The 22,223-nt window shown below is 62.9% G+C and carries 22 protein-coding genes and 1 pseudogene; 7 read left to right on the top strand and 16 right to left on the bottom strand.

From position 1 onward, the window contains the following. Window positions 1–325: 325 nt before the first annotated feature. The 5 genes from VN004_RS03840 to VN004_RS03820 all read right to left on the bottom strand — a co-directional run bounded on the left by VN004_RS03840 (window position 326) and on the right by VN004_RS03820 (window position 3,867). Window positions 326–892, bottom strand: coding sequence for an SCO family protein (locus VN004_RS03840; protein ID WP_325607197.1), 567 nt, complete (start codon window positions 890–892; stop codon window positions 326–328). Window positions 893–951: 59 nt separating this feature from the next. Further along, window positions 952–2,070, bottom strand: coding sequence for an MBL fold metallo-hydrolase (locus VN004_RS03835; RefSeq protein WP_325607195.1), 1,119 nt, complete (start codon window positions 2,068–2,070; stop codon window positions 952–954). 168 nt (window positions 2,071–2,238) lie between these two features. After that, a complete protein-coding gene (locus VN004_RS03830) occupies window positions 2,239–2,481 on the bottom strand; it encodes a hypothetical protein (protein ID WP_325607193.1) in 243 nt (80 codons plus the stop codon). Window positions 2,482–2,701: 220 nt separating this feature from the next. Next, window positions 2,702–3,514, bottom strand: a complete 813-nt coding sequence (locus VN004_RS03825) for an alpha/beta fold hydrolase (protein WP_325607191.1) — start codon at window positions 3,512–3,514, stop codon at window positions 2,702–2,704. 95 nt (window positions 3,515–3,609) lie between these two features. After that, window positions 3,610–3,867: a hypothetical protein gene (locus VN004_RS03820; protein ID WP_325607189.1), complete on the bottom strand. Its 258-nt coding sequence runs from the start codon at window positions 3,865–3,867 to the stop codon at window positions 3,610–3,612. 334 nt (window positions 3,868–4,201) lie between these two features. Between VN004_RS03820 and VN004_RS03815 the strand changes: the two genes are divergently transcribed. Further along, entirely contained in the window at window positions 4,202–4,474 is a 273-nt protein-coding gene (locus tag VN004_RS03815; protein ID WP_325607187.1) for a hypothetical protein, read from the top strand. Window positions 4,475–4,534: 60 nt separating this feature from the next. Here the strand turns inward: VN004_RS03815 and VN004_RS03810 are convergent, their stop codons facing one another. From VN004_RS03810 to VN004_RS03790, 5 genes are all read right to left on the bottom strand, one after another. Then, complete coding sequence (locus VN004_RS03810) at window positions 4,535–5,236, bottom strand: substrate-binding periplasmic protein (protein WP_325607185.1); 702 nt, start codon at window positions 5,234–5,236, stop codon at window positions 4,535–4,537. Window positions 5,237–5,354: 118 nt separating this feature from the next. Further along, on the bottom strand, window positions 5,355–7,202 hold the full coding sequence (locus tag VN004_RS03805) for an ABC transporter ATP-binding protein (RefSeq protein WP_325607183.1): 1,848 nt from the start codon (window positions 7,200–7,202) through the stop codon (window positions 5,355–5,357). Window positions 7,203–7,346: 144 nt separating this feature from the next. Continuing rightward, the gene (locus VN004_RS03800; RefSeq protein WP_325607181.1) at window positions 7,347–7,832 is read right to left on the bottom strand and encodes a hypothetical protein; all 486 of its coding nucleotides are present in this window, start codon (window positions 7,830–7,832) and stop codon (window positions 7,347–7,349) included. Between the two features lie 258 nt (window positions 7,833–8,090). Next, window positions 8,091–8,690, bottom strand: a complete 600-nt coding sequence (locus tag VN004_RS03795; RefSeq protein ID WP_325607179.1) for a L,D-transpeptidase — start codon at window positions 8,688–8,690, stop codon at window positions 8,091–8,093. Window positions 8,691–8,878: 188 nt separating this feature from the next. Then, window positions 8,879–9,685: a hypothetical protein gene (locus VN004_RS03790; protein ID WP_325607177.1), complete on the bottom strand. Its 807-nt coding sequence runs from the start codon at window positions 9,683–9,685 to the stop codon at window positions 8,879–8,881. Between the two features lie 161 nt (window positions 9,686–9,846). Between VN004_RS03790 and VN004_RS03785 the strand changes: the two genes are divergently transcribed. Further along, window positions 9,847–10,197, top strand: coding sequence for a DMT family protein (locus tag VN004_RS03785; RefSeq protein WP_325607175.1), 351 nt, complete (start codon window positions 9,847–9,849; stop codon window positions 10,195–10,197). Between the two features lie 15 nt (window positions 10,198–10,212). Here VN004_RS03785 and VN004_RS03780 read toward each other — a convergent pair whose 3' ends face one another. The 3 genes from VN004_RS03780 to VN004_RS03770 all read right to left on the bottom strand — a co-directional run bounded on the left by VN004_RS03780 (window position 10,213) and on the right by VN004_RS03770 (window position 12,527). Then, window positions 10,213–11,340: a PQQ-dependent sugar dehydrogenase gene (locus VN004_RS03780; RefSeq protein ID WP_325607173.1), complete on the bottom strand. Its 1,128-nt coding sequence runs from the start codon at window positions 11,338–11,340 to the stop codon at window positions 10,213–10,215. Between the two features lie 114 nt (window positions 11,341–11,454). Beyond that, window positions 11,455–11,736, bottom strand: coding sequence for a hypothetical protein (locus VN004_RS03775; protein ID WP_325607171.1), 282 nt, complete (start codon window positions 11,734–11,736; stop codon window positions 11,455–11,457). A 155-nt stretch (window positions 11,737–11,891) separates the two neighbouring features. Further along, entirely contained in the window at window positions 11,892–12,527 is a 636-nt protein-coding gene (locus VN004_RS03770; protein WP_325607169.1) for a glutathione S-transferase family protein, read from the bottom strand. Window positions 12,528–12,954: 427 nt separating this feature from the next. Between VN004_RS03770 and VN004_RS03765 the strand changes: the two genes are divergently transcribed. Further along, window positions 12,955–14,160: a pyridoxal phosphate-dependent aminotransferase gene (locus VN004_RS03765; RefSeq protein ID WP_325607167.1), complete on the top strand. Its 1,206-nt coding sequence runs from the start codon at window positions 12,955–12,957 to the stop codon at window positions 14,158–14,160. 202 nt (window positions 14,161–14,362) lie between these two features. Continuing rightward, window positions 14,363–14,833 carry a DUF992 domain-containing protein gene (locus VN004_RS03760; RefSeq protein WP_325607165.1) on the top strand — a complete coding sequence of 157 codons (471 nt, stop codon included), beginning with the start codon at window positions 14,363–14,365 and terminating at the stop codon, window positions 14,831–14,833. Between the two features lie 74 nt (window positions 14,834–14,907). Here the strand turns inward: VN004_RS03760 and VN004_RS03755 are convergent, their stop codons facing one another. Together VN004_RS03755 and VN004_RS03750 are read right to left on the bottom strand one after the other, a co-directional pair. Continuing rightward, window positions 14,908–16,314, bottom strand: coding sequence for an adenylate/guanylate cyclase domain-containing protein (locus tag VN004_RS03755; protein ID WP_325607163.1), 1,407 nt, complete (start codon window positions 16,312–16,314; stop codon window positions 14,908–14,910). Between the two features lie 53 nt (window positions 16,315–16,367). After that, window positions 16,368–17,915 (bottom strand): bifunctional UDP-sugar hydrolase/5'-nucleotidase, encoded by a 1,548-nt coding sequence (locus VN004_RS03750; RefSeq protein WP_325607161.1) that lies wholly within the window; start codon window positions 17,913–17,915, stop codon window positions 16,368–16,370. Window positions 17,916–17,952: 37 nt separating this feature from the next. Between VN004_RS03750 and hemH the strand changes: the two genes are divergently transcribed. Both hemH and VN004_RS03740 read left to right on the top strand, forming a co-directional pair. Then, complete coding sequence (hemH, locus tag VN004_RS03745) at window positions 17,953–19,011, top strand: ferrochelatase (protein ID WP_325607159.1); 1,059 nt, start codon at window positions 17,953–17,955, stop codon at window positions 19,009–19,011. Between the two features lie 122 nt (window positions 19,012–19,133). Beyond that, on the top strand, window positions 19,134–20,735 hold the full coding sequence (locus VN004_RS03740; RefSeq protein WP_325607157.1) for an outer membrane beta-barrel protein: 1,602 nt from the start codon (window positions 19,134–19,136) through the stop codon (window positions 20,733–20,735). A 29-nt stretch (window positions 20,736–20,764) separates the two neighbouring features. Here VN004_RS03740 and galU read toward each other — a convergent pair whose 3' ends face one another. Continuing rightward, complete coding sequence (galU, locus tag VN004_RS03735) at window positions 20,765–21,640, bottom strand: UTP--glucose-1-phosphate uridylyltransferase GalU (RefSeq protein WP_325607156.1); 876 nt, start codon at window positions 21,638–21,640, stop codon at window positions 20,765–20,767. A gap of 196 nt (window positions 21,641–21,836) precedes the next feature. On the opposite strand from galU, the pseudogene VN004_RS03730 reads away from it, so the two are divergent. Then, a pseudogene (locus VN004_RS03730) lies at window positions 21,837–22,223 on the top strand (lytic murein transglycosylase); the annotation flags it as partial.

Genomic DNA, 22,223 nt, shown 5'->3' with positions numbered 1-22,223 from the left:
GGCCGTCACGATTCCTGCGACATCGGCGGCGCGAGATATATGGATCGGGTGGTGGAGTAGAGTGCTTGCACCGCCCTCATCCTGAGGAGGGCGCGAAGCGCCCATCTCGAAGGAAGAGGGCGGCCCCATCCTTCGAGACGCATTGCATCGCAATGCTCCTCAGGACGAGGCCCAGATAGGCTGCGTCTGGCGCGCGTTTATTGAGCAAAGCGTATAACTAGAACTCCGTTCGTTCCCGCGTAAGCGGGAACCCAGGTGATCTTGGCTCTTGGTCCCCGCTTTCGCGGGGACGAACGGACGAAAGAGCGTCCGCTCACATATCCACTCACGGCCCGACGAGCGGCTGCAACACACGCACGATGCGGTCCACCGGCGTGGATGGCGGAAACACGCCGATGAACTTGCCGTCGCGGCCCATGAGATAGATGTAGGCCGAGTGGTCGAAACCGTAATCGTCCTCGCCGCGTCCGGGCACCTTGTTGAAATACACCTTGTAGGCATGCGCGGCCCTGCGGATCGCGGTCTCGTCGCCGGTCAGCCCGATGATGTTGTCGTGGAAAGACTCAACATAGGCCGCGAGCAATTCGGGCGTGTCGCGTTTCGGATCGACCGAGATGAACAGGCCCTGCACCTGATTGGCCTGCGGCCCGAGCGCCGTCAGCGCGCCGGCCATCGCCATCATGTCGCTTGGGCAGATGTCCGGGCAATGCGTGAAGCCGAAATAGACGAGCAGAAGCTTGCCGCGGAAATCGGCGTCGGTGCGCGTCTTGCCGTGATGATCGATGAGTGCGAACGGCCCGCCGATCGTGCCCTGGCCCCACATCACCGCGTCCATCGATTCGGCCGCGGTGATGAGCCGGGTGTCGTCCTCGGCGCCTGTAGCAGACGGCATCGCCGCAAGGATGACGATGCCGAGAGCAGCGAATGCGCCTGTTATCGTTTTCGACCGGATCACGCCCCGAAGGTGAGCTGGCTGCCGGTCGTCGACAACACGAGGCGATCGGGCAGGTGGGTCTGGACGGTCTGGATGAAGTTCGTGCCGCTGCAATGCATCGGGATGATCGCGTCGGGATCGAGCTCCTTGATCTCGCCGACCACCTGCTCGAGATAATCCTTCGGCGCCGGCCCGAGATGGAAGCCGCCGACCAGCGCGTGGATCTTCTTGATGCCGGAAACTTCCTGCGCCTGCCGCGCGGAATTCACGATGCCGACATGGCCGCACGAGCTGATGACGACGAGGCCCTTGTCCTTGATGTTGTAGACCGTGGCGTGCTCGTGAATGTGTTCGTCGGGCACGATCTTTCCCTGAAGCTCGGCCGGCGCGTAATGCGAGGCATTGCAGCCGAGCCCGTCCTTGATGCCGAACTGGACCATGGTGTTCGGCAGCACGCGCTCCTTGCTGGTGCGCTTGATCTTGCCGGTGGTGAAGGCGTGATCGGCGACGACCGTCGGACTTTCCGCGAGCACGACCGGGATCTTTTTCGCGGCGAGTTCGCGCCGGTCGAGGACGCCGAATTCCGACAACGCGTTTTGCGGACCGGTGAGGCGCTGGCAGAAATTATCCTCGCCGCCGGCATAGAGCTTGATGTCTGCGGGGAGCTGGTCGCGGAATTTGGCGAGGAAACCCAGAAGGCCGCCATAATGATCGAAATGGCCGTGGCTGACGATCAGCGCATTGGCCTTGGACGGTTCGATTTTCAGGATCTCGATATTGTTGAGCAGCGCCTCCGGGCTGTAGCCGAAATCGAGGAAGAGGTTGCGCTCTTCATTGCCGCGCTGCGAGGTGGCGAACAGCGACAGGCCCCATTGATTGTGCAGGATGTCGCGGAAAGTCGCGCCGCGTCCGCCCTTGGCCGGCGGCTGGCTGGTGATGCCGGCGATCTTCATCGGTTTGAGGAAGATGTCGTGGCTGGAATCGATCAGCACGCGCAGCGACAGCTTGTCCACGGTCGGCACCTGGATCGGCGCAGCGTTGGCAAACTCGATGCAGGCGAATTCACCTGCGACCGCAGCGAAGGCGGTTGCAGCGAAGGAATGTTTGAGGAAGTCGCGTCGCGCGATAGATGTCATGGGATGCCCCGGAAAAGTTCATGCGTGGCATGATGCGCACGCACCGCAGCGCCATCATGCTAGGCCCGCCGGAGCGTCGATCTCAAGCAAATGGTATTCTGAATTGCCACGATGCGGGAGAACGCTGTTACAGCGGTCCGCACTGGCGACAGCATAAATCGGTTGCCGTCAGACGGCCTTCGGCGACCTGACTTCGCAGTCGGGAGATGCCGCCGGCTTTTGCGCATCGAGCGGCGTGACCGGGACCATCTGCGTCTTGGGCGGAAAGAGATTGGGTGCGCGCACGACACCGCTGATGCCGAGCAAGCCGATGCCGAACGCAATGACTGCGCCGACAATGATCGGAAGCGGGCCGGAGCGCTTTTGCGCTTCCCAGGCCTGATGCTGGCGCATCTCGTGTATCATTTTCATGGTGCGGACTGGCTGCGCAGGGCAGGCCTCACATTGTCGCCGGACCCGTGCCAGCGATGGATGCAACTTATGGGCGATGGTGCGTTGCGCTTGTCTTAATTGGATTGCGGAGTCGCCGCTCCCGGCAGTGAAAGCGCCGTCGTGTGCTCAAGAGCGGATTAGGCAGACCGCGCGCTTTTGATTCAAATCGAAGCGATTTGGTATCTGGCGCTATGCGCCCTTATGCCGACGCGAGCAAAAGCTCGGCAAGGCGGTCCGGCATGTCGATCATCGCGTCATGGCCGCAGGGCATGTCTTGCACATTCCATGCGGGATCGGCGCGCAGCCGTGCGGCGATCGCGTCAAAGCCCGCCGAATTGTAGCCTTTCGCGCGGATATAGGTCTTCTTCGCAATCCTTTCGCGCGCGCCTGTGAGCTTGACCGGATCGCCATAGGTGCCGATCGGTTGCGGCGTGCATTTCCGATCGACATAGGCTTGGTCTTTTGCATTGACGTTGAAATAGGCCGCGCGCGCCGGAGGGATACCAAGCTCGCCGCGCTTGATCGCGGCATTGACGGCATCGCGCAATCCTTGCCGCGACAGGCTCATGATGGTCGCACCGTTCTGCGGTACGAACGCATCGAGGAACACGATCGATGCGATCTGCCGCTGCACCTTCTCCGCGACACCGGAGATGACGATGCCGCCATAGGAATGGCCGACCAGGACAACGCGCTCGAGATCCTCAAAGCGGATGAGATTGGCGATGTCCTCGATATGGGTAGTGACCGTCGGCCGTGTGCCGATCAGATGCGAGCGGTCGCCAAGCCCGGTCAGCGATGGCGCATAGACCTTGTGGCCGCGGCGTTCGAGCCGGTCGCTCACGCGGCGCCAGCACCAGCCGCCATGCCATGCGCCGTGGACGAGGACGAAGCTTCGTGGCTCGCCTTGCGCAAGGGCCGGCGTCGCCAGCGCTGACACGGCGGCAGCGGTGCTCGCGAGGACAGTGCGGCGGCTCAGCGGGGCAGGGTCGTCGGACCGATCGTCGGACATGGGGGTATTCTACGCCCTCCCCGTGAAAGGGGGAGGTGAAGAAGAAAATGCCAATGATGATTGTCGGGCCGGACGCGAAACGAATTGCCGCCCGATCAACCCCGCTGCCGCTTCCATTCCTTTTCCGGCAGCTTGGCGCCGGACCGTTGAATGGACTTGATCCGCAGCGGGATCTGGCCGGATTTTTCCGCGATCTCGCGATCCTGTTGCTCGATGATGTGACGTGCGGGGGCGTCGCCCTCGAGGCCGCCCAATTCGTCGGCGGGGACACGGCGGTTGGAGCGCTGGCTGCCGTCCTCGTAGATGACGTCGAACAGGACGAATTCGGTCCGCTTCGTCGGTTTGCGCGCCATTGTTGTTCTCCTTGTTGGAGCGCCGGGTTCGAATCCTGAGAACACGGATGCCGTGCGGACGGCAGCGCTCGGACCTTCAGCTTGTGAGAGTGATCCGGGGCGCAATCGCGCAACCTCGGATGGATGGGTTTTATATGCGGGATGAACCCCGCCTGCGCAACCGGCCCGCTCGCATGGACGGTGATCGGTCCATGCAGTGCGCATTTCGCGCTGCGAGGCGACCAGAGGGGCTTCCGGGTCCTTCAACTTGTGATGCAGCAGCGCGTGTTGACTGCAACTTAAACGAGTATATTATAAAACGCGCAACTTAGCGTCATATCGGAGGGAGGGACCGATGGCGATCGACTCCAAAAGCGCTGCCGAAATCATCATGACGTCGTATCGAAGCCTTGCAGTCGAGATACCTGAGCCCGCTCCGCTTCGCGCAGCGGCGGCCGCGAAGGGGATGCCGCAGGACTTCTGCAAGGTGTGGCCTGCCGCGAAGCCCATACTCACGGCGCTGGCCACCCTGGTCCTGATGTTACCGGGCTATGGACAGGTCGCAGCGGGAGTCCTGACCGGACTTATCGCTGTCGGCGACAAAATCGCGGGCGATCTTTGCAAGTGAGCTGACACGTCGTCCGGGACGGCGCGCTTCGCGGCGCAGGTTGTCGCGTAGGGTGTCCGTCTATTGGGATGCCCAGCGCCGGTCGATGCGCTGCAAGGTGCCGTCCGCGCGAATGGCAGCGAGTCCGCTGTCGAGCTTCGCGATCAGGTCGGCCGACTGGCCCTTGCGCACGGCTACAGCGAGCGGCAATTCGAGAAACAGCTTGTCCGGCAACGTCACCTTGCCGGCATGCAGGGTCGCGGCGAGTTTGCGCCCGACCTGGAAGTTGAGCGCCGCAGCATCGGCCTCGCCGGACAGCAATTGAGCGAAGCTCTGGTCGTAATCGGCATTGACTACGAGCTTCACGTCCGGCGCGGTCTTGGCGATGAAGCCTGCCAGCGGTCCGGTCTTCGGTGTGACCACGACCTTGCCAGCGAGCGCTTTCAATCCGTCGGGCGTCGGCTGCGGCGCGCGCACGAACAACGCGCCGCCCGTGATAACAAGCGGAGCAGTGAAGTCGAAGCTCTTGAGCCGTTCCGGATTGATCGCGAGCGGAAAGACCGCGTCCGCGCGGCCATCCTCCAGCGTCTTCTGAATCTCCGCGAACGGCACCGGCACATAGACGACAGTGAGGCCGGCGCGTTGCGCCGCGGCATCCAGGATGTCGACGGCGAGACCCTCCGACTTGCCGTCCTTCACTTCGGCGAAGGGCGGGAAGCGGACGTCATGGGCAACGCGGATGATTTGCGCCTGTACCCGCAGGGGCATGAAAGCGATCAACATGAAAGCGATCGCAAAAGCTGTAACGGCCCGGATGACAATGCGCATGGTGCCCCTCGCGTGACGATGGAGAAGCCTAGCACAACGGAAACGGCGAGAGGTATGCCGCAGCGGTTGCAGCCTACTCCGCCGCCGCGAGATCGGGCGCGTCGATGAAGCCGCCGGACTGACGGCGCCACAAAGCGGCGTAATGGCCGTCGGCGGCCAGCAATTCGTCATGCGTGCCCTGTTCGACGACGCGGCCTTTGTCGAGGATGACGAGGCGGTCCATGCGCGCGATAGTCGACAGACGGTGCGCGATGGCGATCACGGTCTTGTTCTTCATCAGTTCGTCGAGGCTGGACTGGATCGCGGATTCCACCTCCGAATCGAGCGCGGAAGTCGCTTCGTCGAGCACCAGGATCGGCGCGTTTTTCAGGATCACCCGGGCGATGGCGACGCGTTGCCTCTGGCCGCCCGACAATTTGACGCCGCGCTCGCCGACCTGCGCGTCGTAGCCGCGCCGGTGACGCCAGTCCTCAAGCCCGAGGACGAAGTCATGAGCCTGGGCGAGCTTCGCGGCCGCGACGACCTCGTCGTCGGTCGCCGACGGCCGGCCATAGCGGATATTGTCGCGGATCGAGCGGTGCAGAAGTGACGTGTCCTGGGTCACGACCGATATCTGGGTGCGCAAGGATTCCTGCGTCACTTCCGCAATGTCCTGACCGTCGATCAGGATGCGGCCATCCTCCAGTTCGAAGAAGCGCAGCAGCAGGTTGACCAGCGTCGATTTCCCCGCGCCGGAGCGGCCGACGAGGCCAATCTTTTCTCCCGGCTTCACCGAGAGCGACAGATCCTCGATGAGCCCCTTCTCGCTGCCATAGCCGAAGCGGATCTGCTGAAATTCGATGGCGCCGCGGGTGACTTTCAGTTCGCTGGCGCCGGGCTTGTCGGGTAGACCCAGCGGGCGGGCGATCGCGCGCATGCCTTCCTGGACCACGCCGATATTCTCGAAGATGTCGGTGATCTGATAGGCGACCCAGCCGGCCATATTGACGATCTGCCAGGCGAGCGGCAGCGCCATCGCGACAGTGCCGACCTTCACCGCGCCTTGCGTCCAGAGCAGGATCGACAGCCCGGCGACCGTCACCACCATCGCAGCGTTCAGTGTCGCAAGCGTCAGCGTGAACAGGGTATTGAGACGCAGCGAAGCATGAAACAATCCGGTATGCGTCTCGACCGAGTTGCGCACATAGGCGTCTTCCTCGCGCGCACGGGCGAACAGCTTCAGCGTCAGGATATTGGTGTAGGTGTCGACGATGCGCCCGGTCATGATCGAGCGCGCTTCCGACACTTCGACCGATCGGTCGCGCATCCGCGGCACGAAGATGCGCAAGAGGATCGCGTAACCGACGAACCACACGAGGATCGGCAGAGCGAGCCACGGATCGGCGGAAGCGAGAAGCAGCATCGCGCTCGTGCCGTAGACGAGGATGTACCAGACCGCCGTGATCATTGAGACCAGGCTCTGGCGGATGGCGGGACCCGTCTGCATCACCTTGTTGGCGATGCGGCCGGCGAAATCGTTCTGGAAGAACGCCCAGCTCTGGCGCACGACGTGCCAGTGGCTCTGCCAGCGGATCAGGTTGGTGACATTGGCCGCTATCGCCTGGTTCGCGACCATGTTCTGGGCGGTCAGCGCCAGCGGACGCAGCACGACCAGCACCAAAGCCATGCCCAGCAAAATGTGCCAGCTGTCCGCGAACAGCTTCGCCGGGTCGCTGGCCGTCACCAGGGTCACCACGCGGCCGATGAAGACCGGGATGGTGACGTCCAGCAGCGCGACGATGAAGCCGGTGACGAACAGCGCGGCGAACAGCCCTTTCGCCTGCCGCGCAAAATGCCAGTAGAAGGCGCCCAGCGTCGGCGGCGGCTCGGGATTGTCAGGCAGCACCGTCGGCTGCAACGCTTTTTCGAACCACTGGAACATGCGGGCGCCCGGGCACGGCAAAAGGCGGCGCCAAGGCGCCGCCTGTCTTGCTCGACATATGAACGATCGGATGACGGAAGCTACATCCGCATCATGTCGGGAGCGTGGCCATCAGGGCAGGGACGTGTGCCGCCCGCAGGAAATTCAGCCCGCGCAGGAGAACGGCGCCGGCGTGGCCGCGGGATCGCCAGGACCTGCGAGGATCGCCGTGCCCGCCGAAATCTCCGCGGCGTCTTCGGAGGTTGCGTTGGGGCGCAGGCTGCGCTGGAGATAGTAATGCGCCAGCCCCGCCAGCAACTTGTCGCGCGCATGCGCGGCGCAATCGGGGCTGAGCCGCGAGACGACCACGACGGGAGCCAACTCCGCATGGATACTTTCGTCGTCGCCGGCATGGAGTGCGGCGCGGCCGTCGGTCGCGACGTCGCCCTCGAGAGCGGCAATCTCGTCGTCATGCGACGAGGACGTGCCGCCCGTGTGGATCGCATGCGCCGTCAGCAGCATGCTCGCCAGCAGAGCGCCGCCGAGAACGAACAGCGCGAGCTTTCGTGCGAGGAGCCAGTCGCGGCGGGATTGCTGTTGCGAGCGAAAGAAAGATCGCGGCAGGACGTATGTCATGGGATTGGTGAGCATGGAAGTGCGGAGGGAAGACCGTTTGATGCGGCATCCTCATACCGATGCACCGCTTAAGGCAGCTTAAGAGCTGCGGCCGCGATAAGGCCGATCCGCCGCAAGGGTAAGGGCGACATCAACGCAATCGTTCGCATTGAATCGATTGCCTTAAGCACGCGGCGTCGAGCACCCGGCATCATCGCGCGATCACGCGCGCAAAAAAAATACGGCCAGCAGATGCTGGCCGTACGATTGTCCAAGCGTTCAATACGTCGCGCGTCAGCGATGCTGAACCACGATCTTGGTGCCGACCGGCACGCGCTCGTAAAGGTCTTCGATCTCGCTGTTCACCAGCCGGAAACAGCCTGAGGACACCGCGTGACCGATGGTCTCCGGCGCATTGGTGCCGTGCACGCGATAGGCCGTCGAGCCGATATAGAGCGCACGCGCGCCCATCGGATTGCCGGGCCCGCCCGCCATGAAACGCGGCAGATAGGGCTGGCGCTGAATCATCTCCGGCGGAGGTGTCCAGTCGGGCCATTCCTGCTTGCGCGTGATGGTATGCACGCCGCCCCAGCGGAATCCGTCGCGACCGACGCCGACGCCGTAGCGGATGGCGCGGTTGCCGCCCTGCACGAGATACAGGAAGCGATCGTTGGTGTTGACGATGATCGTGCCCGGCGCTTCGTGCGTGCGATAGAACACGGCCTGCCGCCTGTATTCATAAGGCAGGACGAAACCATCGTTGCTATCGCTTCCGGGATCGCGATCGCGAATTGTCGGTGCCGGCACCTGACCAGCACCCTGGCCGATCACCGGAGCAGGCATTGCGCACACCACCATCACGCCGGCGCAGGCCAGCAAACGCATCCAGTTCATGTCGGAAATCCGGCTCCCCATGACGACATTAAGGTAACTCTGACCCAAATATGTGGCAAAATTCAATATGCGCGGGAACCCGCTTTCGGCGCCTCCGATCCGTGCCCAACGGTATGATATTGCTGCATTTTCGGGCCAGGGCATCGACCGACGCCCTGGCGACCGCTTAAAATGGCTCCCAAAAGCGCCTATTGCTGCTGTCCGGGGCCGGCGCCGACGAAGCCCGTGATCTTCCAGCCGCCGGCATCCTTGACGTAGCAGAGCTGGTCATTGCCGAGCGGGGACAGCGCATCGGCCGAGACATACCCGACCTTGCCGGACGGGGTGACGACCCGGACCAGCGGGACCTCGTTCTGTGCCGGCTGCGGCTGTTTCGGGTCCGGCATGATGCGGATCAGCACCGGGTTCAGTTTCTCGGTGACCGGGGCATTGGCCCGCGGCGCGCTGCGAACCTCGACCCCAGCTTCCAGCGGATAGGCGTAATCGCCCGGATCGGTGCCAGTCGCCTTGACCACCTCTTCAAGCTGCTTCTCGTCGAATTCCGGATCGGCCGGTGCGCAGATCACACCCTGCTTGCCCGGATAGGGCGTCCCGGTCGGGTCGAAGGCGTAGCCCTGTAGCATGTCCCAGCCGACCGGCTGCTTGCCGGCGAGGCCGATCGCGGTCGAGAGATTGTCGATGCCCGATTTCTTCTTGTCAGCCTGGTCGCCCTTTTCGCCGTCCCAGAAGAAGCCCTGCGGCACGACCATCTTGCTCAGGGCGGCGCGGTCCTTCTTGGCGGCGACTTCGCCGAGCTGTTTGCGGAAAGCTTCAAAGCTCGGGTCGTTGACCGGACCCGGAATCTTCACGGTGATCGGGGTGTACGGCTTGGCCGGAGCGACAGGGGGCGGCCCCTTCTGCGGCGGCTGCTTCTGCTGAGCCTGCGCGCCGAACGGCGCGGCGATGAGAAAAGCAATGGCGAGGGTGGTTGCGTGACGTGAGATCGCGTGGCGCATCTTGAACCTCCGGGACGGCCGAGCCTAACCGGTAGGGCACGGAAATGCGACCGGTCTGCGGCGGCTGCCCAGATGATTTTCGCATCAGTTGCGCACTGCACTCACACGCATTGCGCCACAGTGCTAGAAGCGATGGTCTCTCAACGCCATCCGGTCGCCGCATGACACTTACATCCCCACTTCTGTTGCCGATCCTCCTCTTGCTCGGCTCCAACATCTTCATGACATTCGCCTGGTATGGTCACCTGCGTTTCAAGGAACAGCCGCTGCTGCTCGTGATCGTGGTGTCCTGGGGCATCGCCTTCATCGAGTATTGCATGGCCGTGCCGGCCAACCGGTGGGGCAGCGCGGTCTATACGACGGCGCAACTGAAGACGATTCAGGAGGTGATTACGCTCCTGGTGTTTGCAGGCTTCTCGGTCGTCTATCTCAAGGAGCCATTCACCTGGAATTACGCGGTCGGCTTCGCCTTCATCGCTGTCGGCGCCTTCTTCGTGTTTCAGAAATGGTGATCGCTTCGCGCGCCATCATTTGGCCGGCGAAAGCCGCAGGATCTTGCCATTGCTGTCGTCGGTGACGAGCCACAGCGCCCCGTCAGGCCCCGTGCGCACGTCGCGGATGCGCTGGCCGAGCTGACGAAGCAGGCGCTCCTCGCGCGTGACTGTCTCGCCATCGAGTTCGAGCCGCACCAGGATCTGCGTGCGCAGGCCGCCGATGAAGGCATTGCCCTTCCATTGTGGAAACAGATCGCCTGTGTAGATCGTAAAGCCCGAGGGCGCGATCACCGGCGTCCATTGCCGGATCGGCTGCTCCATGTCGGGCTTGTGCGTACTCTCGTGGATCTTCGCCCCACCGTAATTGACGCCGTAGCCGATCACCGGCCAGCCGCAATTCTTGCCGGGTTCAGGAATGTTGATCTCGTCGCCGCCCTGCGGCCCATGCTCGTGCATCCACAATTTGCCGGTGACCGGATGGATGAGCGCGCCCTGGCTGTTGCGATGACCGTAGCTCCAGATTTCAGGCTTGGCTCCGGCGCGTCCGACGAACGGGTTGTCTTTGGGCACCGAGCCATTGGGCGCGATGCGGATGATCTTGCCGAGATGATTGTCGAGCGACTGCGCAAGATCGGGGTATACGAAATGATCGCCGGTGGTCAGAAACAGGTTGCCGTCGCGCGCCTGCGCGATGCGGCAGCCGAAATGCAATCCGCGGGACGGCGGCCCTTCCTGGCGAAAGATCCGCTGCACATTGCTGAGCTGCGTTTCGCCGGGCTCGAGTCTCGCGCGCGCGAGCGAGGTCTGCGCGCCGCCGTCGACCGGGTCGGAATAGCAGAAATAGATCGTGCGGTTCTGCGCGAAGTCGCGATCGAGGATGACGTCGAGGAGGCCGCCCTGGTTTTGCGCGAGCAATTTCGGCACGCCTTCGAGCGGCGGCGACAGCTTGCCGTCGCGAGTTGCGACCCGCATGCGGCCGGGGCGTTCGGTGACGAGTATCCGGCCATCGGGAAGGAATGCGAGCGCCCATGGATGGGACAGACCGGAGACTACGGTGTCGACGCGGATGTCACCGAGATCGGATTTGAACACCTGCTGGGCCTGTAACGGCCCTGATGCCAGCACCACCACCAGCGCCGCACCGATCGCACCACTTCGCATTTCGACCGCCTCCGCATCCGCTCGCAACGCAACGGTAGGCGACCGCCTGCAGTTCCGGAAGGGTGCCGGAATGCCGCAAGCATTCCGATCACGCGATTGCGATGGCGGTGAAAATCAGTGGCGACGCGTGAATGCCGCGGTCATCGCGCCAAAGCCTGCGAACAGCAAGCCGAGCAGGATCGCAAGCGGCAGGACACCTTCGTCCGCTGTGATGATCGCTGCAAGGGTGTCGGCGCGTGCCGAGCCGATCGCGACCGCGGTGACCGCGACGATGATGCAGATCACGAGGACTGCGGTCATCAAAAGATGAGCGAATGCCAGCTTGCGCTTGGTCAGCGGCCGGGCATTGCGCAGAGGGTGCTGGAATCCGATTCCCGCGACCCGATTCCTAGTCATGGCACGTGCTCCAAACGAGCGAATCAGCCCCGGAGGCAACATCGTACTGAATGCTGGCTGCGCTCCGGCCGGAAAACGGCACAAGCCGTCAACTCGCATGGCGATTTGATGACAAACGGTTAATAGGCCTTAACCGTTAGCGAAGCGTTAAGATTTCACTCCGCGGCGAGGGGCAGTGTCTGCGGCCGATAATCCATCGCGATGTGCAGCGGCTCTGCGGCAACGCGCGCATGCCAGTCACGCAGCGCCGGAAACGGACGCAGGTCGAAGTCACATTGCTCGGCGAGATGCGTGTAGGAATACAGCGCGATGTCGGCGATCGAGTAGCGTCCACCCGTGACGAAGCGATTATTCGACAGATGCTTGTCGAGCACGTTGAGCGAGCGCTGTCCCTCTTCCATCCAGTCATCGAGCGCGTGCTGCTGCAATTCACGCCCGCCCTTGACGAGGCAGAGCCAGAAATAGGCGGCACCGATATTCGGCACGATGGCGTGCTGCTCGAAAAACATCCATTGCAGCACCTGCGCGCGCTCGAACGGGGTCTCGCCGTCGAGATGCGAGCCCTCGGCAAGAAACCACAGGATGGCATTCGATTCAGGGAGGAAGCGGCCGGGCTCGATTTCAAGCAGCGGGATTTGGCCGCTCGGATTCTTGGCAAGGAAATCCGGCGTATGGGTTTCGCCCTTGAGAATATCGATCTCAACCAGCGTATGCGGGAGTGCGAGCTGCGCCAGAGCGAGACGCACCTTGTAACAATTCCCCGACCGTTGCATCGAGTAGAGCGTGTACATCCATGGCTCCCGTAACCTGAGTCGTGAATGCCCTTGGTCCGTGGTCCCCGCACGATTCAGCATGGCGCAATCGACAGAATTGGAAAAGCCCGGCCATTGCAAGGCTACGATAGGGCATCCCATCACAAAGTGACGTTCGTTGCGTGACATTGCGGTGCAGCGAAATAATCGTTTCGTCTTTCGGGCTTTCGCTTCAATGCGGAACGGCCCCATCGGTGCTGCAATGCATCGCTGTCGCCCCGGCGGGCCTTGGCGGCCCTTGGCCAAGGCTGGCGGGGCCATCGGCATTCATGCATCCAGGGGCATCGATCCATTCCCCCGGATCATCTATCCATCACCGATTGTTGCTTGCAGCGCAGCAAAATGGGCATTACCAAGCCTCCGAAATCCTGACGGCATTGCCTCAAAATCAAGGAGACCGGTTCCGATGGCCTTCCTCGCCGACGCGCTCGCCCGCATCAAGCCGTCCGCCACCATTGCGGTGACCGACAAGGCGCGCGCGCTGAAAGCCGCGGGCCGTGACGTCATCGGTCTCGGCGCCGGCGAGCCCGATTTCGACACGCCAGCCAACATCAAGGCGGCCGGCATCAAGGCGATCGAAACCGGCAAGGCCGCCAAATACACCGCGGTGGACGGTATCCCGGAATTGAAGGCGGCGATTTCGGCCAAGTTCAAGCGGGAGAACGGGCTCGACTACAAGCCGTCGCAGATCATCATCGGCACCGGCGGCAAGCAGGTGCTGTTTAACGCGCTGATGGCCACCATCAATCCGGGCGACGAGGTGATCATCCCGGCGCCCTATTGGGTCAGCTACCCGGAAATCGTCGCCTTGCTTGGCGGTACGCCGGTGCCCGTTGTGACGACGATGGCGACTGGCTTCAAACTGACCGCGGAACAGCTCGACAAGGCGATCACGCCGAAGACCAAGTGGCTGATCTTCAACTCGCCGTCGAACCCGACCGGCGCCGCCTATACGCGCGACGAGGTGAAGGCGCTGACCGATGTTCTGATGAACCACAAGCATGTCTGGGTGCTCACCGACGATATGTACGAGCACCTGGTCTATGACGACTTCAAGTTCACGACGCCGGCACAGGTCGAACCGGGTCTTTACGATCGCACGCTGACGCTGAACGGCGTGTCCAAGGCCTATTGCATGACCGGCTGGCGCATCGGCTATTCCGGTGCGCCCGAGCATCTGACGAAGGCGATGGCGATGCTGCAGTCGCAGTCGACGTCCAATCCGTCGGCGGTTGCGCAATGGGCCGCGGTCGAGGCCCTGACCGGACCGCAGGATTTCATCGCCAGGCACAACAAGATCTTCAAGGAGCGGCGTGACCTGATCGTCTCGATGCTCAATCAGGCGAACGGTATCCAATGTCCGAAGCCGGAGGGCGCCTTCTACGTCTATCCGTCCTGCGCTGGCACCATCGGCAAGACCGCACCGTCCGGCAAAAAGATCGTCACCGACGAGGATTTCGTCTCGGAATTGCTGGAGAGCGAGGGCGTTGCCGTGGTGCATGGCTCGGCGTTCGGCGCAGGCCCGGCCTTCCGGATTTCTTACGCCACCAAGACTGAAGACCTTGAAGAGGCCGGCAAGCGCATCCAGCGCTTCTGCGGCAATCTGAAATAGGCTGCGGCTGCCAATCGGCCCCGGCATGGGGGCGATACCGAGCCTGAACGCGGCGCCGCTTAGAGGCGCCGCAGCGGCTTAACGAATTTGTATCGCCGGCAACTTATCGTTTCCCGACCGGTTTGCGGACTCATTTCGGCCGGACTTTCGGCGCGTAGTAGCCGCAACGGTTCTACGTTTCACCAGCTACAAGGGTCTCCCCATGCTCCGAACATCGCTTCTCGCCGCGCTCATGCTGGCGTCGGCACAGCTTTCGCCGGCCTCCGCGCAGCAGGGGGTGCAGGCCGGGATTCTCGAATGCCGCAGCGGGGGTACAGTCGGCTTCATCATCGGGTCCGTCACCGAGTTGAGCTGCATCTTCCGGCCGGATTTCGGGCCGATCCAGCCCTATCGCGCGACGCTGTCGCGGGCGGGCGTCGATGTCGGCGCGACCGCCGTCTCCGCTCTGACCTGGGCCGTCTTCGCGCCGACCCAGCAACTCGGTCTCGGTGACCTGTCCGGGAATTATGGCGGGGTCACCGCCGGAGCGACCGTCGTGGTCGGCGCTGGAGCCAATGTGCTCTATGGCGGCTCCAATAATTCGGTTGCGCTTCAGCCGCTCAGCGTCGAAGGCTCGGTCGGGCTCAATGTCTTCGCCGGTGTTGCCGGCATGACCCTGCGCTTCGCGCCGTAAGGGCTCCTGTTGCCTGACACGGCGCCGGTAAACGCGCTTCTCCCGCGAGTGAGAGGCGGCGTCGGGCGGCGCTTTCAGGGAATCTGATAGACCGTCATCTTGTCGCTGACGCCGCGCAGCGAGGCGAGCTGCTCGGTCGGTACGAGCCTGTTCTGCTCGATGATCCTTGCAACCTGCGGATTTTGCACCACGGGCTTGGTGACGAAGATCGCGCGCTCGTCGGCAAGTCCCTGCACACGTGCTGCGATGTTCACGGTCTGCCCGAAATAATCGAGCTGATCGTTGAGAGTCACGGCAAGGCAGGGGCCTTCGTGAATGCCGATCTTGATCAACAGGTCTTTCCTGAGCTCGCGCACCGAGTCCCGCATGCGCAAGGCCGCGGCGAGCGCCCGGTCGGGGGTCGGGAAGGTCGCCATGACGGCGTCGCCGATTGTCTTCACGACCGCGCCCGCCTCGGACGCAACGATGGCGTTCAGCACCCGGAAATGCTGGCGCACGAGATCATAGGCCGCGAGATCGCCGACGCGGTCGTAAAGGGCGGTCGAACCCTTGAGGTCCGTGAACAGGAAGGTCAGGCTGGTGATCTTCAGGCCCTGATCGACGTCAAGCGTGTCGGCACGGTAGATGTCGCGGAAGGTCTGGTTGGTGAGCAGGCGTTTGGCGGTCAGGAACGGGCGGCGCCGTCCGAGCAGGTCGTGCAGCCTGTCGCCCGCGATCCAGACCGACGGCAGCGTGCGCAAGTCGGTTCGGTTCTCGAACGACACCCGCAACGGACCGGGCCGCATCTCGGTGGTGCCGGTCGGGGCCTGCGCCTTGCTGAAGACCATCCCGAGACTTTGCCGCTCGCGCGTCGGCTCGCCCTTCACATCGAGGAAGTGCGCCGCGTGGGTCACCGGCTCGAACACGATCACGAATTCCGCCGGCAGCTGCAGCGACATCACGGCCTTTTCGGCGGGCGCGAGCTCGATGGCGTCGAGGGTGATATCCTCGATCGCCTGATGAAGGGCGTCCGTGTCCGGAAGCTCGACTCCCGAGCCCCAGAAGATCTGCCGGAAATATTCCACCAGCGGCAGAGCGTGCGGATCGTGGGCCGCGATGCGCCGGACTGTCGGGCTGACGGTGAAGGTAACCTCGACCATTTCATCCAGCGTCGGCTCATAGCCGCAGGCGCAGAGCGCACAATTGTAGCTGTCCTTGCGCACGGACTTGAGCGAGTGGGTGGCATCGAGCACCCCGCCGCAGCCCGGGCACAGCACGTTCCAGCTGAGTTCGAACAGGCCGAGCCGAGCGGCATGGAGAAAGCCGCTGATGACCTTTTCCTCATCGAGCCCATGATCGGCGGCGATCTTCAGCGGGTTGATGCGGCACAGCGAGCGGTCCTCGCCGTCGCGAATGAGCGTCTCGATGGTCTCGGCAACGGTCGCGTCGGCGGACTTGCGCAGGGCGTCGAACAACGTCTGGCTGGTCTGCGGGGCGTTCATGCCCGCAAGGTTAAGCCGAAATTGCGGCGCCGTCAGGGGGGCAAAATTTGACGCTATGACTTGAACACGATCCGCCCTTCGATGCCGGTGCGCACCGTTTTGATCTTCTCGAGGTAGTCGATGAGCTCATTGATCATCAACGGGCCGTCATGCGGCGGGACCACCTCTGTGACGTTATTGAAGGATTCATAGCCGTCGCCGCCGCGCGCCAGAAAATCGTTGGTCACGAGCTTGTAGATCCGCGTGTCCTCGAGGGGCTTGTCGTCCGCCATCACCGAGACGAGGCGTTGGCCGGCCGGACGCGATGCATCGACCACGATCTTCAGGCCGGACACCTGCGGAAAGCGACCGCCTGCAACGGGCAACAGGCTGAACCCGTTTTCGAGCCCGGCGCGGATCGCGCGGCCGGAAATTTGCAGCACGGCGAGCGTGTTGCGGAACGGCAATTCCCCCATCAGGTCGCGCCGTGTGAGGGTGGAGCCGGGCTGATAGACGCGTCCGCCGCGGATGCCGCCGCCATTGGTGATCGCGATCTCCGCGCCGGTCTCCACGCGCATCGAATCGGCGACCAGATTGCCGATGGCCGCTTCCTGGGTGCGGACTGTGGCGTTGCGGCTGTCCAGTTCGACCGCCGTCGTGGCGACCGCAACATCGAGCTGCTTCGACAGCTTGTTTTCGTATTGCTGCACGATCGCGGCAATCTCCGGATCGGGGACGACGTTGCGCGTGTCGATGGGGCGGAATTCCGGATACCAGGTGACCTCGCGCTTTCCCTCGCTGCTGGTCCGCGTCGTAAAGGTGATGTCCACGCAGGTCACGAAATGCGCATCGTAGCTCGATTCGGCAGCGGCCGTGCGACCGTCGTAATCGATCCAGAGGTCGTGATCGTGGCCGCTCAGGATGATGTCGGCCGCGCGGGTCCGGATCATCGCCTCGTCCTTGGCGCGGTCGGTATGAACGACGGCGACCACCACATCGGCGCCTTCCTTGCGCAGTTCCGCTGCCTGCTTCTCGATCGTGTCAATGGCCCGCGGAAATTTCAGATCGCCGGGACTGGAGAGCACGACGGCGTCCTCGTCGGTCGCTGCCGCGATGCCGATGCGGATGCCGCTCATCTCGATGATGGTGCGCTCCTTGAAACCGGGGATGAGCTTGCCTTCGGGAGTCATGATGTTTGCGGCATAGAGCGGGAATTTCGCCTCGCTCATGCGCTTGAAGAACATCTCCTTGCCGAAGTCGAATTCGTGGTTCCCCGGAACGAAAATGTCCGGCTTCAGCATGTTGGTCAGCGTCATGACATGCTCGCCCTGATCGAGGCTCGACATCAGCGAGGGCGACAGGGCATCGCCGGCATGGATGAACAGCACGTTGCCGCCTTTGGCCCGTTCTGCCTTCACGACGGACGCAAGCCGCGCATATCCGCCGCGCAACTGGCCGTCCGGCGCCGGCTGGTCGCTCATCAGGTAGATGTCGCTGACGAGGACGAATGTGACGCGGGCGCGCGTCCCTTGAGCGAAGGATGGCCGCGGAAGGCCGGCGATGAGGGCGAGGGCCGAGGAACCGAGCAGCAGCAAACGGCGGGTGATGGTCATTTTCGTCATTGATTTCCGGCGTGAAGCTGTGGCTTAGCATGCCGGCATGACCGACGCATCGCCAGACGCCGTCGCGGGTCCGCACCGGCCCCCGCACCATCCGCCGGTCAAATCCGGAAAGATCGGGGTTCTGATCGCCAATCTCGGGACCCCGGATGCGACGGACTATTCCTCGATGCGGCGCTATCTTAAGGAATTCCTGTCCGACAAGCGCGTCATCGAAGACAATTCGCTGATCTGGAAGCTGGTCTTCAATCTCATCATCCTGACGCGCCGGCCGGCCAGCAAGGGGCGCGACTACGATTCGATCTGGAATCGCGAACTGAACGAATCGCCGCTGAAGACGATCACGCGAAACCAGGCGCAGAAGCTGGCCGGATACCTTGCCGGCATCGACGGGCGGATCGAGGTCGAATGGGGCATGCGCTACGGCAATCCATCCGTGGGTTCGGCGATCGACGCACTGATGGCCAAGGGCTGCGACCGCATTCTCTATGTGCCGCTCTATCCGCAATATGCCGCGGCGACCACGGCGACGGCCTGCGACGCGGCGTTCCGGCATCTGATGACACTACGCTGGCAGCCGACGCTGCGGGTGGCGCCGCCCTATCACGACGACCCGGCCTATATCGCTGCGCTCACGTCATCGATGCGCGAAACGCTGGCGAAATTGCCCTTCACGCCGGAGGTGATCCTCGCGTCTTTCCACGGCATCCCGCAGGACTATTTCGACAAGGGCGATCCCTATTATTGTCACTGCGCGAAGACGACGCGCCTCCTCCGCGAGGCGCTCGGATACAACGAGGCGCAATTGCGCATGACCTTCCAGTCGCGCTTCGGCACGGCGGAGTGGATCAAGCCCTACACCGACAAGACCGTCGAAGCGTTGGCGAAACAGGGCGTCAGGAACCTTGCGATCGTCACGCCGGGCTTCTCGGCGGATTGTCTGGAGACGCTGGAAGAGATCGCGGTCGAGAATGGCGATATCTTCAAGGCCAATGGCGGCGAGAATTTCGCCGCGATCCCATGCCTGAACGACAGCGAGCAGGGCATGGACGTGATCCGCACCGTGGTGCTGCGGGAACTCAAGGGCTGGGTTTCCTAACCCCCCGTTAACCATATCGCTTTTAACTCCGTTAACCATTTTCGCCGGCCGCAAGGCCGGCCGCTCTCATTTGCATGCGCCGGCGCGGACGCATGCGATGCGGGCGCGGCAGGAGCTAACGGGTGGCGCGCAGCCTCATCCCTTTTCTGGTGTGGAGCCTGGCCGGTCTCTGCGCGACCGGGCCGGCCGTTGCGCAGCAGCTGCAGCCGAGAGACCCGTCGACGCCGACCCTGTTCGATCCGCATTTCGATTCCGACCGAACGCAGCAATTTCGCAAACCCGGAGAACCGGTCCGGCCGGGCGAGACGACCAGACCCGCCACCAGCGCGGCCGGTGTGACCGGCTTCGACGGGACCAATGCAAGGGTCCGGCGCAAGGCCAGGGAGGCCGCGCAAAAGCGCGCCCGAGCAGAGGCCGAGCATCTTCCGCCGATCGCAGCGACAGCGCCTGACCGTACGGTCGCCGCGCCTTTCCAGCGGCAGGAGAGCCAGGCCGCACAGAGACGCCGCGCCACCAATACGGCGCCCATTCCCCTCGACGCGACTGGTGTCGTCGCAGCGCGTCCGATCCGCAAGCGCCTCGTGGAAGACGATCCGTATGGTCCGGTCGGCTTCTATGTCGGGTCGCTCATCTACCGGCCCGCCATTGAATTGTCGGCCGGCTATAACAGCGATCCGAGCCTGCGCCAGAACGGGGCAGGCTCACCGTTCGAAAAGGTTGCGCCTGAACTGAGCGTGAGATCGGACTGGTCGCGGCACGAATTCACCGCCGATCTGCGCGGCAGCTATATTTGGTACAACGAGCAGGAAAACCTCAGTCAGCCCAATCTCGATCTGAAGGCCAAAGGGCGAATAGATATTACCAAGCAGACCAAGGTTCAGGTCGAAGGCCGGTTCGGGCTGCAGGCCGACAGTCCGGGCGATCCCAATCTGCCGTCGAATATCTCGACGCCGCCGCTCTATATCACGCCGGGCGCAACCGTTGGCATTACCCATGCCTTCAATCGCCTCGAATTGACCCTCAAGGGCACGATCGACCGAACCGCCTATGGCGACGGGGAAACCTTCGCAGGCCAGACCGTCAGCTTCAGCGACCGCAACTACACGCAATACGGCGCCACGATACGCGCAGCCTATGAACTTCTGCCCGGCGTCAAGCCTTTCGTGGAATACGGCCAGGATCAACGCCGTCACGATCAGGAGAACGATCCTCTGATCGTCGCGCGAAATTCCGACGGCTCCACGATCAAGGTCGGATCGGAATTCGAGTTGTCACGCTATCTCGTCGGCGAAGCCTCGATCGGATATCTGGAGCGTCGCTACGCCAGCGACGTTTTCCCGACTCTTCATGCGCCCCTGATCGACGCGAAGCTCACCTATTACGCGACCCCGCTGACCACGCTGAAGATCTACGCAAAGACCAGTGTCGACGAATCCGTTCTGCCGGGTGTCGCTGGTTCCCTGCGGCAGGATTACGGCGTGCAGATCGATCATGCGTTCCGGCGCTGGCTGATCGGAAACCTGACGCTCGGTTACGGCACCGACAATTACGAAGGCTCGCTCCGCGAAGACCAGCGTTATCGCATCGCAACAGGTCTCGTTTACAAGATGACCCGCGAAGTCCATCTCCGTGCCGAAGCAAGGCGCGATTGGCTGAAGTCGACCTTTGTGGGTCAGGACTACACAGCCAATATCTTCACGGTCGGGCTGCGCCTGCAGCGATAGGATCCGCCGGCGATTTGTGCCCGGGCGGTTCAGCCCAGCAATTGCTTCAACTCTGCGCGCAATTCGGGCGCGATATCCTTGCGCTTCAATGCATAGGCGACATTGGCGGTGAGGAAGCCCAGCTTTGAGCCGCAATCGTAAGAGCGCCCTTCGAATTTCACCGCATAGAATGGCTGGGTCTTCGCCAGTGCGATCATCGCGTCAGTCAGCTGGATTTCGCCCCCGGCTCCGGTCTGCTGGTTCTCCAGGATCGAAAAGATCTCCGGCTGCAGGATGTAGCGCCCGGTGATCGCAAGATTGGACGGCGCCTCGTCGCGCTTCGGCTTCTCGACCATCTTGGTGATCTGCATTGCATCGCCGGACTCCTTGCCGACGCCGACGATGCCATACATGTGCACACGATCCGCGGGCACCTCCTCGACGGCGATGATATTGGCCTTGGCTTTCTGCTTGTTGTAGGCGGCGACCATCTGCGCGAGGCATCCAGGCTCGTTCTGTACGAGCACGTCCGGAAGCACGACAGCGAACGGCTCATTGCCGACCAGCTCGCGTGCGCACCAGACCGCGTGGCCGAGCCCGAGCGGCGATTGCTGGCGGGTGAAGCTCGTGGTGCCGGCGCTTGGTGTGTCGTCGGCGAGCAGCTTCAGCTCGCTCTTCTTGTGGCGCTCCTTGAGCGTCACCTCCAGCTCGAATTGCCGGTCGAAATGGTCCTCGATCACCGACTTGTTGCGGCCGGTGACGAAGATCAGGTGCTCGATGCCGGCTTCGCGCGCCTCGTCGACGACGTGCTGGATCAGCGGGCGGTCTACCACCGTCAGCATCTCCTTCGGCATCGCCTTGGTCGCCGGGAGAAAGCGGGTGCCGAGCCCGGCCACCGGGAAAATCGCTTTACGGATAGGCTTCATGAGGGAAAACCGTGAGGAGAGTGTGAAAGACGGTGCGGTGGTAGCACGCAGAGTCTGAAGAAACGGATGCGCGCGAAAGGCGTCAACGGATTTTTGAATCCCATTAATTCTCTGGCAACCGTATGCGTTCCCCATAGGGCTCTTTGGTGGGTCGCGTGAGGCGTTGATGGCCGTTCGGTGTGAAACTTCGGCAAGATTGTGGCCAGTCGCCGCGCTCGCAGTCACCCTGATCGGGTGCACGGGCGGCGCAGCAGACGATCGCGGCGCGTTCACCTCATCGATTTCGCCGGCGCCTGCTGCCGCGCCGTCGCCCCAACCGCCGCAAGGCGCCAACGCCCGGCGCGCCTTTGCTCAGGCGACTGGACCGGACTGGAGCGGAGAATCCGGTGCATCGGGTCACCCGCTGATGACGTCCGATGCGATCCGGGCCGCTGCGGCCGATTTTGAGGGCTGCTTGCAGCGGCTCTATCCCGCTGCATCGAAGCGCGGCGTCCCGAAGCAGGCTTACGACGCCTTGACCCGCGACCTGACGCCCGACCTCAAGATCATGGATCTGGTTGACGGACAGCCGGAATTCACGCTC

This window comes from Pseudorhodoplanes sp., from assembly GCF_035565855.1.
Lineage (GTDB): Bacteria > Pseudomonadota > Alphaproteobacteria > Rhizobiales > Xanthobacteraceae > Pseudorhodoplanes.
This window is presented reverse-complemented; position numbering and strand designations above follow the sequence as displayed.

What these genes read in the sequence shown, in the direction of transcription:
- VN004_RS03840 (WP_325607197.1), bottom strand. Translation starts at nt 892, where the DNA reads ATGCCGTCTGCTACAGGCGCCGAGGACGACACCCGGCTCATCACCGCG.
- VN004_RS03835 (WP_325607195.1), bottom strand. Translation starts at nt 2,070, where the DNA reads ATGACATCTATCGCGCGACGCGACTTCCTCAAACATTCCTTCGCTGCA.
- VN004_RS03830 (WP_325607193.1), bottom strand. Translation starts at nt 2,481, where the DNA reads ATGAAAATGATACACGAGATGCGCCAGCATCAGGCCTGGGAAGCGCAA.
- VN004_RS03825 (WP_325607191.1), bottom strand. Translation starts at nt 3,514, where the DNA reads ATGTCCGACGATCGGTCCGACGACCCTGCCCCGCTGAGCCGCCGCACT.
- VN004_RS03820 (WP_325607189.1), bottom strand. Translation starts at nt 3,867, where the DNA reads ATGGCGCGCAAACCGACGAAGCGGACCGAATTCGTCCTGTTCGACGTC.
- VN004_RS03815 (WP_325607187.1), top strand. Translation starts at nt 4,202, where the DNA reads ATGGCGATCGACTCCAAAAGCGCTGCCGAAATCATCATGACGTCGTAT.
- VN004_RS03810 (WP_325607185.1), bottom strand. Translation starts at nt 5,236, where the DNA reads ATGTTGATCGCTTTCATGCCCCTGCGGGTACAGGCGCAAATCATCCGC.
- VN004_RS03805 (WP_325607183.1), bottom strand. Translation starts at nt 7,202, where the DNA reads ATGTTCCAGTGGTTCGAAAAAGCGTTGCAGCCGACGGTGCTGCCTGAC.
- VN004_RS03800 (WP_325607181.1), bottom strand. Translation starts at nt 7,832, where the DNA reads ATGCTCACCAATCCCATGACATACGTCCTGCCGCGATCTTTCTTTCGC.
- VN004_RS03795 (WP_325607179.1), bottom strand. Translation starts at nt 8,690, where the DNA reads ATGAACTGGATGCGTTTGCTGGCCTGCGCCGGCGTGATGGTGGTGTGC.
- VN004_RS03790 (WP_325607177.1), bottom strand. Translation starts at nt 9,685, where the DNA reads ATGCGCCACGCGATCTCACGTCACGCAACCACCCTCGCCATTGCTTTT.
- VN004_RS03785 (WP_325607175.1), top strand. Translation starts at nt 9,847, where the DNA reads ATGACACTTACATCCCCACTTCTGTTGCCGATCCTCCTCTTGCTCGGC.
- VN004_RS03780 (WP_325607173.1), bottom strand. Translation starts at nt 11,340, where the DNA reads ATGCGAAGTGGTGCGATCGGTGCGGCGCTGGTGGTGGTGCTGGCATCA.
- VN004_RS03775 (WP_325607171.1), bottom strand. Translation starts at nt 11,736, where the DNA reads ATGACTAGGAATCGGGTCGCGGGAATCGGATTCCAGCACCCTCTGCGC.
- VN004_RS03770 (WP_325607169.1), bottom strand. Translation starts at nt 12,527, where the DNA reads ATGTACACGCTCTACTCGATGCAACGGTCGGGGAATTGTTACAAGGTG.
- VN004_RS03765 (WP_325607167.1), top strand. Translation starts at nt 12,955, where the DNA reads ATGGCCTTCCTCGCCGACGCGCTCGCCCGCATCAAGCCGTCCGCCACC.
- VN004_RS03760 (WP_325607165.1), top strand. Translation starts at nt 14,363, where the DNA reads ATGCTCCGAACATCGCTTCTCGCCGCGCTCATGCTGGCGTCGGCACAG.
- VN004_RS03755 (WP_325607163.1), bottom strand. Translation starts at nt 16,314, where the DNA reads ATGAACGCCCCGCAGACCAGCCAGACGTTGTTCGACGCCCTGCGCAAG.
- VN004_RS03750 (WP_325607161.1), bottom strand. Translation starts at nt 17,915, where the DNA reads ATGACGAAAATGACCATCACCCGCCGTTTGCTGCTGCTCGGTTCCTCG.
- hemH (WP_325607159.1), top strand. Translation starts at nt 17,953, where the DNA reads ATGACCGACGCATCGCCAGACGCCGTCGCGGGTCCGCACCGGCCCCCG.
- galU (WP_325607156.1), bottom strand. Translation starts at nt 21,640, where the DNA reads ATGAAGCCTATCCGTAAAGCGATTTTCCCGGTGGCCGGGCTCGGCACC.